Raw genomic sequence first — 14482 nt, 5'->3', positions numbered from 1 at the left:
CGCTCCCATCGCGCCGTTTAAAAAGGGATCCTCACCCAGGGTGGAGCAAGCTATCGATTCACGACCGGTTAGCCGTTTCAGGTGGTACTGTCTGTGCCCAGTTCCAAGGCGACATCGTCGTCATGCAAAAACAAAGGACGATAGCCGGACGTGAAATCATACCTGATACTCCTGTCGAACCAGTGGCTCCGCATTTTTGAAGTGGACAGAATACATGCCGAGCCTGATGGTCGGTTACGAACTGCTCAAGAGATTCGAAAACGAGTGAGAATCGTCGGATTGGATTGCGGTCCGTCGCCGGTGAGCCCACGGCTTCTCGTAATGACACCGAGTGAAGAACATCGCCGCATCATGAACGCGTAAATGCGGGATGGTCGCCTCCAGCAGCAACTAACCAGTCACCGGAGGTCGATCATGAGGCTTGAGAACAAGGCGGCGCTGATCACTTGAGGTTACGGTAGGATGGGCCGCGCGTCAGCACGGCTGTTCGCCCGTATCCATTGCCGGTACAACCCGTAATCGCGGGGATGCGCTGGTGCCAGGTATCAACAGCGCGGGTGGCAAGGCGCACTGTGTCGGATTGGAGGTCGTCAATCCGGATCAGTGGGATGCCGCCATTTCCCAGATCAAAAGCAGGCCCGTGCGCCGCACGTGCTGCTACAACATGGGTAGCAATGCCCGTGCGGCAGCAGGGCGCCTGCTTTGGTTCAGTCCTAATACATGAACTTCAATGCAAACTGCACCTGGCGCGGGGATTGCGCCGCGAGGATATGGTTGAACGTAGGCGAACTGATGTCGCTGTCGGGCAAGCGGAAGTTGGTGCGGTTCAGGATGTCAAACAGTTCGGCGCGGAACTGCAAATGCGTCGACTCTGTCACTCTGAAATTCTTGAGAGCACCGAAGTCCCAGTCGGCGTAGCCCGGGCCAAAATTCACATTGCGGCCTTCCGTGCCAAATTGCCCCGCGTTGGCTACGGTATCGAGCCGCTGGTAAGCGCCGGCGTTTAGCCACGAGCTGACCGTGCGCGGCCCGCCGTTGGGTTTGCCCACGATATTGGGACGCTGCGCTGAGAATCCTGTGATCTCCGGCGCGCTGCCTTGCGCGGAAACGTCGTTGGAGTCGAAGACCGTGAACGGCGTGCCGCTCATCAAGGTGGCTATACCATTCAACTGCCATCCGCCGAGCGCCCGCTGGTACCAGTTCTCCGCATGATTCCAGAACGGAAGCGCCCATTCATAGCTCCCCACGAACCGGTTGCGCGCGTCGAACAGCGAGAGCCCCCGCTCCGCACCGAGATCGAACGGATTCTGGGCGAGATCGTTTTCGCCGGCCACTGGCTTTGCCGCCGATCCGGTTATGTTGAACGACGAAACATCGTCAATTGCTTTCGACCACGTGTAGGAGCCGAGGAAAGACAAGCCGTGGCTGAACCGCTTTCGCAACGACGCTTCCAGTGCATGGTAAGACGAGTTGGCGATGCCGGCGATCTCGCCGGTGGATGAGAACTTGCAAATGCTCGGCGCGTCCTTGAGCGTGCAACCGGAATAGAGCCGCCGCTGATCGGCGTTGCTGGAGTTCGAAATCGGCTGACCGTCCTCAGTTCCCGGAATGAACACTGCTGGGTTAGCTTCGATAAAACGCGGCAGGCGAGTGCCCTTGGTGCCGACGTATCCAAGTTCGAACAGCCAATCGGATGAGAATGCGCGCTGCACGTTCAGGTCCCAGTCCTGCGTGTACGGGAGCTTCAATGCCGGCGCCAGAGTCAGGTTCGTCAGTGGCGTGGAGAAAGTCCCCGGGGCCGGAGGATTGCCGTTGAACGGGTCCGCGAAGTTGGGCAGGCTCACCTGCGGCGTTCCCAGATACGGAGGTGCGCTGATCGGAGCCTGCAAAGGCCCGCCTTGTCCGGTGTAATAAGGCTCGTAGAACATCGCGTATGACGAGGTAACCAGCTGCTTGCCGTCTCCGCGAGGATCCCACGCGACGCCGACGCGCGGAGCAAGTGCCGTCTTCTCGGTCTGGATCAAGCCGCTGGGGACGCCTGGATCGCCGGGATACAACAAGCCCGTCGGCGCATCGGGAAGGACCTTGGACTGCTTCCCGGGCTCGAACAACGACAACCGATTGTGGATTTCGGTGTAGGGCGCGGGCAGTTCGTAACGCACTCCAGCATTGATTGTGAAGCGCGACGTGATCTTATACGTGTCCTGGATGTAGCCGTTTCCATTGTTGCCAAGAATCCCGCGCGCGAAATCGCCGATACCCTGCAAGAAGACGACGGGTTGCCCGGTGAGGAAGCTGGCGAATGCGTCGGTCACCGGGAATGGCACGAAAACGAAGAAGCCGTTGGTCGCGATCCCTTGCAGCACATTGATTTGCTGATGCTGGTATCCGCCGCCGAATTTCAGCTCGTGCTTGCCGTGCACCCAGGTCAGCGATCCCGAGTAATCAAAGACATTTTCGTAGGTGTTGCGCGGGCCGGTGATTGGATCGCCCACCGTGGCATAGCCGTTCACCTGGATGAAAGGAGGTCCGGCCGCGACCCCAAGACTAGGCTCGTATTGGAATCCAAAGTCTGACGGGGGCTGATGGTCTTCGCGCTCGCCAAAGAGGAACTTGTTGCGCAGGTATGAGAATCGAAGCACTGCGATGACGGCCGGCGAGAAGGTGTGCGTTTCCTGGGCGACAAGGTTCTGCGCGCGCTGATCTTCACCCACCGGGAAGCCGGGCACGCTTGCGCCTCCGGGCGATAACGGGTCGAGCTGGGACAGCTGGTAAAACATATAACTGACGCTCACCGTATCGCGAAGACCGAGATAGTGGTCGACCTTGATGCCGAACTGATCGCTGTCATTTGTTAGCGTTTGCGTCGTGGAGAGCAGGCTTGTCCCGGCGTTCGGAAGCGGAAAGAAGCTCAGCAGGTTCTTCGAAACCGAGTTGATCTGCTCCGGAGGCACGTAGTTATTCGGGTACGGCGCGTTGGCAAATACGTTGAACAGCTGGTGTTGCGGATTGTTGCAAAAGCCTTCTGTGAAGCCCTCCGTGCAAAGTTCGGAGAAGTCGCCGCCCCGTTGCTTGACTGACGGGACAGTGGTCAGCTCTGACTCGCCCTGCCGGTTGCGAAAGCCCTCATAGAAGCCGAATACGAAGGTCTTATCCTTTTTGATCGGCCCACCGATCGAGGCGCCAAACTGATTCTGCTTCAGCGGCTCCTTCTCTTGCGCGAAATAGTTGTTGGCGTCGACCGCGTCGTTGCGCAGGAATTCCCATAACGTTCCGTGCACATGATTGGTGCCCGATCGCGTGACGAGGTTCGTCGTCGACCCGAGCGCGCCCCCGAATTCGGCATTGGCGCTGTGCGTGATGATGCGGAACTCGCTGATCGCATCAACCGGCGGCTTGAGGACGAAACCGCCATCGACCCCGTTGAAGTTGTTCGCACCGTCTATGAGAAAGTTGTTTGACTCAGGCCGCTGGCCATTGACCGAATAAGCCTGTCCATTGCGTAGCGACCCGCCCGCTTCAGCCACCCCGGGTGTCAAGGGAACGACACCAGGCTGCAAGAGTCCCAATTGCGAGAAGTTGCGCCCATTCAGGGGCAGATCCTCCAGTTCCTGCTGTTCCACGACCTTGCCCATGCTGGTGACGGTTGGCTCAATCAGCTGGGCATCGGCGCTTACCAGCACCTGCTGCTTCTCTGATCCGACCGCGAGATGCGGCGAGACCGACGCCGTCTCATTCACGTTGAGTGTGACGCCATCCTGCACATATTCCTGGAAACCAGCCGACGACACCCGCAGGCTGTAGTGCCCGACCGGCAGCTCGAGGAGAACGTAGTTGCCATTGCGATCTGTGGTCGTACTGCGCGACAAGCCCGTTTCCGCCTGCCGTGCCGTTACCGAAGCGCCCTGAATAACCGCGCCGCTTGGATCTGTGACGGTTCCGCGAATGATCCCGGTGATCTGCTGCGCAGACAGACTGAGGCAAGTGAGCACCAGAAGGGCAAGCACATTGCGAACGCACTTCATATCTTTTCGACTCTCCCAGAAGACTTGGCATTCCAAACAGAGTGAGCTCTGTGTTCGCATGACACCCTCCTGACTGGATCGCCGTGACGAACGCGTCAGAGAAGATGCCACACCTTATAGGGTTCCGCGATCTAGAGAGCCCGGTGCGGAATAGCAAATGCAGGGGGTCCACCAACATTCAGGGGAAGCGATTAGGTGGCGGGCTGTTCGAAGGAACATTAATTGCTATCTGTTTGCGTTGTCCTGCATCGGCCGATGGGGGACTTGCTCAATCTTTCGATGGAGAGGTTCGATCCACGATCCACCCGGCCGGGCGGCGAATTGCGCGCGAGTCCCTGAGAGTTGAGAGGCTAAACTGCCAGAATCTTAATTCCACTGGCCGCAAACGTCCTCGCCGCTTCTTCACTCATGCCGTTATCAGTAATCAGCAGGTCGATTTCGGGCGGCGCGCACACGACTGCCGGGCTGACCCGGCCCATCTTGCTCGAGTCGGCCACCACGATCACCTGTCGCGCCCGCCGCGCCATTGCGCGGAAGACCGCTGCCTCGTCCGGTTGGATGAGGGTAGCCCCCCGCTCCGCATCGACGCCGGTTGCGCTCAAAAACAACCGATCCATCACCACCAGCGCAAGCGACTCTATTGCCGTGGGGCCAACCAGTGAGAACGCGCCTGCCCAGCGAAGCGTGCCTCCGGTGAGGGTGGCATGCAATCTCGTGCTCGAACTCAGCTCCATCCCGATATTCACCGCATTGGTGATGACATTGATGTTCTTACGATGGAGAAGCTGGCGCGCCACCAGGGCGGTTGTGGTGCCGGCTGAGAAGCCAATCGTTTCATTCTCCTGAACAAGGGCCGCGGCCGCGCGCGCGATGCGCTGCTTCTCGGTTGAGAAGCGATCTTCGCGTACCTGGAAGGAAGCGTCGAAACGAAAAGGCTCATACACCGGCCCGCCATGGTTGGCGAGCATGGCGCCGCCCAGGGTCCGATTGACAAGCCCACGCGCCTCAAGCCGAACCAGGTCACGGCGCACGCTGGCCGGAGACGTGCCAAGTGCGGATGTCAGTTCCTCAACTGAGGCTCTTCCGTGACTCAGGAGCAGACGCAGGATCTCCTTGGCGCGTTTGTCCGTGTTGATAGACATAACCCTGATGTCGCTCTCTATCTGGGGAGTTTTTCAGAACATCGTACTACACGCGGGGCTTCGCTGAGCTTCGCATGCCGATTTCGTGCAACACAGCTTTGAATGCTTGCACGTCACTCTCCTGCACCACGTAGCATCCGGAGTCGCGCACGGCGCCAGGACCGGCTCCGCCATCGTACGCCGAATTCTGCGCCTTGGAGTTGAGCGATGTATGCACCTCGCCAATGCCGGTCAGCATCGCGACTTCGTGCACGTTCCCGATGCGAATACCGCCGCCTGCCATGATCCGAATGCGACCACCCGCCTGGCCTTGCAGGGCAGCGAGGGAATCCAGATTGTTCATCGCGTCTGAGGAACCGCCCGCGGTAAGCAGCCGGTCAGCCCCGCAGGCGATCACATCTTCGAGCGCTTCAGCGTGGTTTCGCGAGGCGTCGAAAGCGCGATGAAACGTGACTTCCATGGGGCGCGCCAGTTCGATGAGTTCGGTGGTGTGCGGCCGGTCGATCATGCCCTCCTCATTCAAGAGGCCGAGAACCACGCCATTGACGCCCCAAGACCTGGCTGCGGCGATGTCACTGCGCATCACCTTCAGCTCATGCTCGGAATAGACAAACGAGCCGCCGCGAGGACGAATGATCACGAAAACGTCGATCTCGACGCATTTCCTGACGATGTCGATGAGGCCCGCGCTCGGCGTGATCCCATCTTCACTCAATGCGCTGCAGAGCTCGATCCGTTCCGCCCCTCCTCTGGCGGCAGCAATCGATGACTCGACGGAATCGACACATACTTCGAGTTTCATGACCGCTGCGCCCTCGGGAGACGGAGATGTTTAGAGAGCCTGCCGCAGCTCTCTCGGTTCAGTTCAGAAGGTGTAGTGCGCCGAAAACTGCAGATGACGTTCCGTCGAACGAATCGAATTCTGCTGCACGATCTCTCCAAAACTGCTGTTGTTGATGCCTGTGTCGGGATTCCCGTAGCTCACCATGTTGAACGCATTGAACGCATCGAACCGGAAGCCGAGATAATGCTCGTGGACAATGCGGAAGTCCTTCATCATCGACATGTCCACGTTATGGAAGCCCGGGCCGCGCACCGACCCATTACGCGATGTGCCGAAGGTGTTCTGCGCCGGGGTGCCGAAGGCGCACACGCCGTTGTCAACACCCGCGGTCGTGCACGGCTGCGCCGAAGGATCATCGCCGAACCAGTTGCTTAGTGAACGATGGCGAATGTGCAGGGGGCGATATTGATTCGCGCGCTCTACGCCGTAGCTGTTGGTATTGCTGCTCACACCTGCGGTAAGTGTCTCGGGGAAGCCGCTGTAGGACATGACCGCCGCGGCGAGCCTCCATCCTCCCACAATCTCATCCACAACGCGGTTCGTGTTTGCAAAATAGCGCTTGCCATGGCCCACCGGCAGAGCATACACGGCCGTTGCCGTGAGGTTATGCGTGATGTCGTATCCGGCAGGACCGTAGTCAGCGCCGCTGTCATAGTAGTTCTGGAATGCGCCGCTGTAGCCGTTCACGTTCAGCGCGTAATTGCCGAGGCTGTTCGTCATCGACTTGCTATAGGTGTAGTTGACGGTGTACTCGAGCCCGCCGTCAGAGACGCGCTGCCGCAGGATAGCCTGCAGTGCGTTGTAGTTCATCATGGCGCGCGACTCGGTAACCAGGAGAGGATTGGAGCAGATCTGCGTCGCCGCAGCCGTTTGGCAGCCGATGTAGGCATTGGCGTAGTAGGGCGCCGAGGTCGGATCGTCCGGAGTCCTCCACTGGTTAATGTTGCCGTAATCCTCAATGTGCTGGCCGCTCTCGCCCACATAGCCGGCCTGCAATGACAGCAGATGCGTCAGCGCATATTCGAGTGTCAGGTTGTAATTGTGGATGTACGCCGGCTGGATGTTCTGCGGGTACACGTTGTATGTGCCGCCCGCCTGTGCCGACTGCGCAAAGGCATTCTGCGTGTTCAAAGGCTGTGTGATCGAGTCGGCAGTGGGCTGCGGGATGTTCACGTTCATGGCCTGGATGAACGGAGTGATCGAAGTGAGGCGCTGGTTGGACGAGTTGCCCTCATAAAAGCTTGTGGCGCTGTATCCACCGCGCACCACAGCTCGCGAATGGAATTGATATGCGAAGCCCAGACGCGGCATGAATTGGTGGAAGTTCCAGTCGTAGCAGCCGAGGTTCTTGCACAGCCCGGCGCCTGCCGGCGCTCCGGCCGGAACCGCGTGAGCATAGATGACCTGCCCGGTGGCCTCGTCGATGTTTCCGGTTTTGTTGTTCTGCTCCACCCATGGCTGGTCCAGTTCGTACCGGAAGCCGTAGTTGATGGTGAGCTGGGGCGTCAGCTTGAAGTCATCGTTGAAGTAGATGCCGGTGCGCCATTGGCGCTGGCCCACGTTTACGCTGGCGAAGGTCACGGCGGCGCCGCTGATGCGGTCCAACACAAAATCCGCTCCGCCGTACCCGGAGTTGGCGTTCTTGCCCGTTGCGTCCTTGGTAAAGTTGCCGTTATACGTGAGCTGCCCCAGGTAGCCGTTGTTGTTGGCGGTCGGGTAATTGTTCTGGTAGTGCAGCATGGAGACGCCGAAGCTGAAGAAATGGCGGCTCTTTTGCCAGCTCAGAGCGTCAATGTAACTGTAGGTGTTATCGATGAGGCCGCCGCCATACACCGGATTGCCGCCGGCGAAGATACCGCCCGAGATGCTCTGGCCCGAATAACCAGGCAATGTTTGATTCGGGAAGTTGATGCCCACCGTCTGATTTCCGCTGGTGCCGAACTGTCCCGTTGAATCGACCGAGAAGTTCTGCGCCCATTCGGTTCTGGTGAAGCCGAGACGCAGCGAATTGATGAGGGAGGGCGAGAACGAGTGTACCCAGTTGGTGCCGCCCAGCTTGGTGGGATAGAGATTCGGCCCATTGAAGCTGATGGCCAGCACTGGGGTATTTCCGTCATAGGCCGTTGACATCGCATAGAAGCTCGACAGCTTGTTGCGCTCACTCATCTGGTAATCGACTTTGATGTCGCCCTGATTGTTGGCCTTGTAGCTGCGAGTGTGCGCCTGGTAGTTGTTCGCCGCGATACCGTCAGTGGGAGTTGCGTTCGGCTCCGGATAAAGATCCTGATGGGCCAACAGGAATTGTGCGACCGGGTTGTTGATCGGAACTCCCGTGTTGCCGACATACGGCTTGTTGTTGTTCAAGGGGTCATAGAGCTGAATGGGATTGCTCCCCGTGAGGAGTTCGGAAAAATCTCCCGAGCGCATTTTCTGCGTCAGCACACTGACCGTACCGATGCCTCCTGTGTGGTAGCGGGAGCCAAGATAATCCACAAAGAAGAAGAGCTTGTTGCGCACGATCGGACCGCCGAAGGTGCCGCCAAATTGGTCCTGCGAGTAAGGATTGGTGGAAACCACCGGCGTCTGGTTGCCGTTTTGCCAGCTGTTCGCATTCAAACGGTAGTCCTGCACATATCCATATGCCGAGCCATGAAATTGGTTAGTGCCGCTCTTGAGTACGCTCACCACACCCGCGCCGTTCACATTGCCGAACTCGGCCGGCGTGTTGGCGGTCAGCACTTTGACTTCCCCCAGAGCCGCCGGGGCAGGGCTGTAGGAGATCAGGTTGTTGAAGGTCTCGTTCATATCGATGCCTTCAAGCGTGTAGTTATTGGCCTGCGCGCGGTTTCCGTTCATGTTCACCGAGTCGCTGTAATACGTGCTGCGCTCAATGGAGTTTGTGCCTGTGTTGCCGTAGGTGCTGGCGGCACCTGGCACGTACAGCGTGAGGGCACTGAAGTCGAGGCTCTTGAGCGGGAAGTTGGAGATGGTGTTCTCCGTGAACGTGCCGGTCAAGGTGTAGTCGCTGGTGTTGAGGATCGGCGTTGCAGCCGTAACTTCGAGAGTGGTCGACTCTGCGCCGACAGATAACTTGACGTTGAAAGTGGCCGTCTGCAGGGCCTCCAGCGTGAATACCGGTATAGATGCTTTGGAAAATCCCGGAGCCGTTATAGTGGCAACGTATTGCCCGATGGGAAGGAACTCGATTCGATAAGACCCCGCGTCGTTGGTGGCAGCCGACGTTTCAACGCCGGTGCTGACGTTACGCGCGACCACATGCGCTCCGCTGACCACCGCACCGCTGGGGTCCGTGATTGTGCCGGTAATGGCGGCAGTCACAGACTGCGCCCTTGCGGAAAGCAAACTGAACAGGAGCGCCGCAGCAACTCCGGCCTTCCTGAGTAGTCTTCCTGCCATCATTTGTTTCATTGCATTGCCTCGCTGAAATTGGTTTGCATTGAGTGGGGCTCTGGAAACAGCCATAGTGGTCTACGCGAGGCAGATTACGCTGGCAAGATCTTGAATGTCCATCAAAAAGTGATTAAGATGATCATTTTTGTGCATATCTCGATCACGCCGGACGAGTGAAAGAGTGTATTAAGGTGGCATCCAGAGCCGTTTACCGCCGAAACAGGCTCCGTACAAGCCGTTCAAAACATGCGATCTGATTGCCGCAAACGTTGCAGGAATGCCGCCTCCCTCGACGGATAGGCGCTCGAATTCTGAAAAGTGATTAAAGAAATCATTTTTCCGATGCATTCGAACCTGGAAGTCATGTATATTGGGCGGCATCTTTGGAAGGCCCCGAAAGGAAATCCGCCATGACAGCAGCGTCCTCCCCCAGGACATGGCTGGCCAGACTGGCCACCATGCTCTCGTTCGCGTGCGCAACAGCGGCCCTCGCCCAAGTGGTAGTAGTGCCGCCCAACCCGCAGATCGGATCGTCCGACCCCATCAGCGCCGAACCGCCCGTTTCCCGTCCGCATACCACGCCCTGCGTGGTGCCCTTGTTCAGCAACCTCGAATTCGCGGATTTCACGCCCAAGGTCTTCAGCTACGCTCCGCCGTCCGCCTGTCCTGGACCCTGGGCCAAGGTCGTCTTCACGGCGGATTTCACCGTAACCGCAGGCCGTCAGTTCGATCGCACCGCGGCCTTTTATCTGGGACATGCCAACATCTACTACGGCACCACTGCCGAACCGCGTAAAACCCTCAGCCCTTCGTGGCACGTAGAGCGTGACTTGACGGATCTGTCCGCGATGTTCACCTCTGCCCAGACGGGCGAAGCCAACATCGGCAACTTCGTAGGCGTGTCTGGCGGCGTGACCTACAACGGCATCATCTATGCCAACGCGGCGCTCGAGTTCTATCCCGCCGGCCACGGCGTCGGGGCTCCCGTCACCCCTGACATCATCGTCCCCATCAATGGCGGCGGTGGAGATGCAGGCACGCTCAACACCACATCGGATACCATCTCGCAGACGCTGAACCTGCCCACGAATGTAGAGCGCGTCTATCTCGATGTAATCGCACAGAGCCAGTCAAACGATGAGTTCTGGTATTTCTGCGTCCCCGATGACCAGACTGCGAACCTGGAGAGTTGTGGGAACACCGCGTTCCGCGAAACGGAAATATGGATCGACGGACAGCCTGCCGGCGTCGCGCCTGTCTATCCATGGATATACACCGGCGGCATTGATCCGTATTTATGGGAACCGATTCCCGGAGTGCAGACGCTCGACTTCAAGCCCTATCGCGTCGACCTCACGCCGTTTGCCGGCGTACTCTCTGACGGCAGCACCCACACCGTCGCCGTCAGCGTCTACAACGCGAACAGCTACTTCCTGGCCACCGCCAACCTTCTCGTCTATCAGGATCACGGCAGATCGAAGGTGACGGGCGGGCTCATCCGCAACACGCTCACTATGGCTCCAACGCCCAGTGTGGACGAGGACATTACCACCGGTGCGGGGCCCACTTATACCGGCACGGTCACCGTCGGATCGAAACGTCACTTCGAGATCAGCGGGTATGCCATCACTTCCCATGGCCGTGTGGAAACAACTCTCGATCAAACCGTCGATTTCCGCAACAGGCAGAAGTTCAACGTAAACGCGAACACCGATATGCAGAACGTACAACAGTCCACCAACGTCCAATCGCGAACCTCGACACGCGGCGGCCCCAACTCAGGCATTGTGGAACAGCAGTTCTCGTACCCGCTCACCCTGGACTATTCGTTCGTCGTGAATGCAGATGGCAGCTTCAGCCAGTCCACCACGAGCGATCAACGGGACGATGTTCGCGAGGTTAACAACGCCGGATGGGGACCCGCCCTGGTGAGTGACGAAAGCAACCACGTTCGCGCTACCGACACACTCAAGTGGGACTCGAGCGGAACTCTGATCGGGCCGACGGGAAGCAAGACCACGCAAACGTACCGCCTCCACACCTCGAGAGGGCAGTGCTGGGACCGCACGATTACTGCAGCTGCTCAAGTGCTGACCGGAGTCTCCACCGGCCCCGGATGCCGCAACAGCAGTCATTAAGAATGCCGCGATAGTCGATTTGGCCGGTTGGGGGCGCGAAGGGTGCCTCCTCCGGCCCGATCGGCCTTTCCAGGCAGCACGTCGAGACCGACACACCACTCTTCCGGGATCCCGGAGTTGTTGAAGCAGCCGTGTCAGCGCCACGGTGAATCACCTTCCAAGCGCCTTCTCCATTTTTGCCGTACTGACCATAAGGCACCGGTGCGCGAAATACTAACTCGACGTGGCCGAAAGAAACCCGATTCGCGGGTCTCGGAGGAACAGGCATCGAACCTTGCGCCGAATCGCCGCACCTGCTGCGCGCGCCCGATGAACTCAACTGGCCTCCACCCGCCCCAACTGCCTCTCCCCGCATCCAAATCCTGGAGGGGAACGATTGACTTCAGCTTATTCAGACAACCGCATGGTCAGGGTGCGTGGCGCCCGCGAGCATAACCTCCGCAATGTAGATGTCGACATTCCCCGCGATGCGCTGGTGGTGTTCACGGGCGTCTCCGGTTCCGGCAAGTCTTCCTTGGCATTCGGAACCATCTATGCTGAAGCCCAGCGCCGCTACCTTGAATCCGTTTCTCCCTACGCGCGCCGCCTGTTTCATCAGCTCGCTGTTCCTTCGGTCGACTCCATTGACGGCCTGCCGCCGGCAGTGGCGCTGCAGCAGCAGCGTGGCGCTCCCACGCCGCGCTCCTCGGTAGGCTCCGTCACCACCCTCTCTAACCTGCTGCGCATGCTTTACTCGCGCGCCGGCGACTATCCCCCCAACCAGCCTTTGCTCTACGCGGAATCGTTCTCGCCCAACACTGCTGAGGGAGCCTGCCCCCAGTGCCATGGCCTCGGCCGTGTCTACACCGTAACTGAAGAATCGATGGTGCCTGACCCATCGCTCACCATCCGCGAGCGCGCCATCGCCGCATGGCCCACCGCCTGGGGTGGCCAGAACCAGCGCGACATCCTCGTCTCCCTCGGCTTCGATGTCGGCAAGCCCTGGCGTGATCTACCGAAAAAGGATCGCAACTGGATCCTGTTTACTGAAGAGCAGCCACAGGTCCCCGTGTACCCGGGCTTTACTCCCGCCGAAACGCGCACCGCCCTCAAACGCAAACTGGACCCTGGCTACATGGGCACGTTCACCAGCGCCAAAAGGCATGTCTTCTCCACCTTTGCGAACACCCACAGCGCCATGATGAAGAAGCGTGTCGCGCAATTCATGATCTCTGCTGAATGTGAGAGCTGCCATGGCAAGCGCCTGCGCCCGGAAACCCTGTCCGTCAAATTCGCCGGCTATGACATCTCCGCAATCTCATCGCTCCCCCTCAAGCGGCTCCGTGCTACCCTCGAGCCATTCAGCAAGCAGCCCAACCGCAAACACGCCGCGCATCCTGAGAAGTCGGAAGTCACCCGGCGCATCACCTCTGAAATCTCCAATCGCCTCGCCGTGCTTCTTGACCTCGGCCTCGGCTATCTCTCTCTCGAGCGCAGCACCCCCACGCTTTCCCCCGGCGAACTGCAGCGGCTGCGCCTCGCCACCCAACTGCACTCCAATCTCTTCGGCGTGATTTACGTCCTCGATGAGCCCTCCGCCGGCCTGCATCCCGCTGACACCCACGCCTTGCTCAACGCCCTTGACGGCCTTAAGAGAGCCGGCAATTCCATCTTCGTCGTGGAACATGAAATCGAAGTCGTGCGCCGCGCTGACTGGATTGTGGAGGTCGGCCCCGGCGCGGGAGTAAACGGCGGCGCGGTTCTCTACGCCGGGCCGCCCGAGGGATTGCGCAGCGTGGAGCATTCCCAGACGCGGCGCCACCTGTTCGCTTCAGAACCTCGGAAACCCGCATCCCGACGCCAGCCCAAAGCCTGGCTGCAGCTCAGAGGCGTGACCCGCAATAACCTCGATCACCTCGATGCGAACTTCCCACTGGGCGTGATGACAGCCGTCACCGGCGTCTCCGGCTCGGGAAAATCGACCCTCGTCAGCCAGGCCCTGGTCGACCTGGTCGCTGAACGATTCGGCCAAAAAATTGCGGCCGAAGAGCCGGAGACCAACGACAGCCTTGAAGACACGCCGGTCCTCACCCTGTCTGGCCGCATCGCTGAAGGCATGCAGCACATCCGCCGCTTGGTTGTCGTCGATCAGAAACCCATCGGCCGGACCCCACGCTCCAACATGGCTACGTATACCGGCCTGTTCGATCACGTCCGCAGGCTCTTTGCCTCCACATCGCTCGCCCGCTCCCGCAAATATGACGCCGGGCGCTTCTCCTTCAATGTGGCAAAAGGCCGTTGCCCCACCTGTTCTGGAGAAGGCTTCGTGTGCGTCGAGTTGCTCTTCCTCCCCAGCGTGTACAGCCCCTGCCCCACATGTCACGGCGCGCGCTTCAACGCCAAAACACTCGAAGTCCTGTATCGCAACAAGAGCATTGCTGACGTGCTCGCCATGACGGTCGATGCCGCTGCCGAATTCTTCACAGACGATGCGCCCATCGAGCGCTCGTTGAAGGTCCTGCAGGAAGTGGGCCTTGGCTACCTTCGTCTCGGCCAGGCCGCTACCGAACTCTCCGGCGGCGAAGCCCAGCGCGTAAAACTCGCCACCGAGTTGCAACGGGCCGAACACGGCAAAAGCCTCTACGTGCTTGACGAACCCACCACCGGCCTGCATCCCACCGACGTCGAGCGGCTTCAGCGCCAGTTGCAAAAGCTGGTCGACGCCGGCAATACCGTGATCGTGATCGAGCACGACATGCAGGTCATCGCGAGCTGCGACTGGATCATCGACATCGGTCCCGGCGCAGGCGACGAAGGCGGCCGCATCGTCGCGGAAGGCTCTCCCGAAGAGATACTGTCGGCTCGCGGCAGCAGAACCGTGCCTTACCTCGCCGAATATCTCCCCGGCGCCGGCCATCCCCACACCCTCTAGTCTTTTGTGTT

General features: G+C 59.4%; 6 protein-coding genes. 2 read left to right on the top strand and 4 right to left on the bottom strand.

Annotated elements, in window-relative coordinates; all coding sequences use genetic code 11:
- Positions 1-713: 713 nt before the first annotated feature.
- From VGL22_RS10060 to VGL22_RS10045, 4 genes are all read right to left on the bottom strand, one after another.
- Positions 714-4025 carry an outer membrane beta-barrel protein gene (locus VGL22_RS10060; protein WP_465266782.1) on the bottom strand — a complete coding sequence of 1104 codons (3312 nt, stop codon included), beginning with the start codon at positions 4023-4025 and terminating at the stop codon, positions 714-716.
- A gap of 350 nt (positions 4026-4375) precedes the next feature.
- Positions 4376-5167, bottom strand: coding sequence for a DeoR/GlpR family DNA-binding transcription regulator (locus VGL22_RS10055; protein WP_465266781.1), 792 nt, complete (start codon positions 5165-5167; stop codon positions 4376-4378).
- Between the two features lie 46 nt (positions 5168-5213).
- The gene (locus tag VGL22_RS10050) at positions 5214-5969 is read right to left on the bottom strand and encodes a copper homeostasis protein CutC (protein ID WP_465266780.1); all 756 of its coding nucleotides are present in this window, start codon (positions 5967-5969) and stop codon (positions 5214-5216) included.
- A 63-nt stretch (positions 5970-6032) separates the two neighbouring features.
- Positions 6033-9440, bottom strand: a complete 3408-nt coding sequence (locus VGL22_RS10045; protein ID WP_465266779.1) for an outer membrane beta-barrel protein — start codon at positions 9438-9440, stop codon at positions 6033-6035.
- Between the two features lie 392 nt (positions 9441-9832).
- Here VGL22_RS10045 and VGL22_RS10040 point away from each other — a divergent pair, with 392 nt between their 5' ends.
- A complete protein-coding gene (locus tag VGL22_RS10040; RefSeq protein WP_465266778.1) occupies positions 9833-11560 on the top strand; it encodes a peptide-N4-asparagine amidase in 1728 nt (575 codons plus the stop codon).
- A gap of 376 nt (positions 11561-11936) precedes the next feature.
- Positions 11937-14471, top strand: coding sequence for an excinuclease ABC subunit UvrA (locus VGL22_RS10035; RefSeq protein WP_465266777.1), 2535 nt, complete (start codon positions 11937-11939; stop codon positions 14469-14471).
- The last annotated feature ends 11 nt before the right edge of the window (positions 14472-14482 follow it).

Source organism: Occallatibacter sp., assembly GCF_036502485.1.
In the GTDB taxonomy this organism is placed as follows: Bacteria; Acidobacteriota; Terriglobia; order Terriglobales; family Acidobacteriaceae; genus Telmatobacter.
This window is presented reverse-complemented; position numbering and strand designations above follow the sequence as displayed.

What these genes read in the sequence shown, in the direction of transcription:
- VGL22_RS10040 (WP_465266778.1), top strand. Translation starts at nt 9,833, where the DNA reads ATGACAGCAGCGTCCTCCCCCAGGACATGGCTGGCCAGACTGGCCACC.
- VGL22_RS10055 (WP_465266781.1), bottom strand. Translation starts at nt 5,167, where the DNA reads ATGTCTATCAACACGGACAAACGCGCCAAGGAGATCCTGCGTCTGCTC.
- VGL22_RS10060 (WP_465266782.1), bottom strand. Translation starts at nt 4,025, where the DNA reads ATGAAGTGCGTTCGCAATGTGCTTGCCCTTCTGGTGCTCACTTGCCTC.
- VGL22_RS10050 (WP_465266780.1), bottom strand. Translation starts at nt 5,969, where the DNA reads ATGAAACTCGAAGTATGTGTCGATTCCGTCGAGTCATCGATTGCTGCC.
- VGL22_RS10045 (WP_465266779.1), bottom strand. Translation starts at nt 9,440, where the DNA reads ATGAAACAAATGATGGCAGGAAGACTACTCAGGAAGGCCGGAGTTGCT.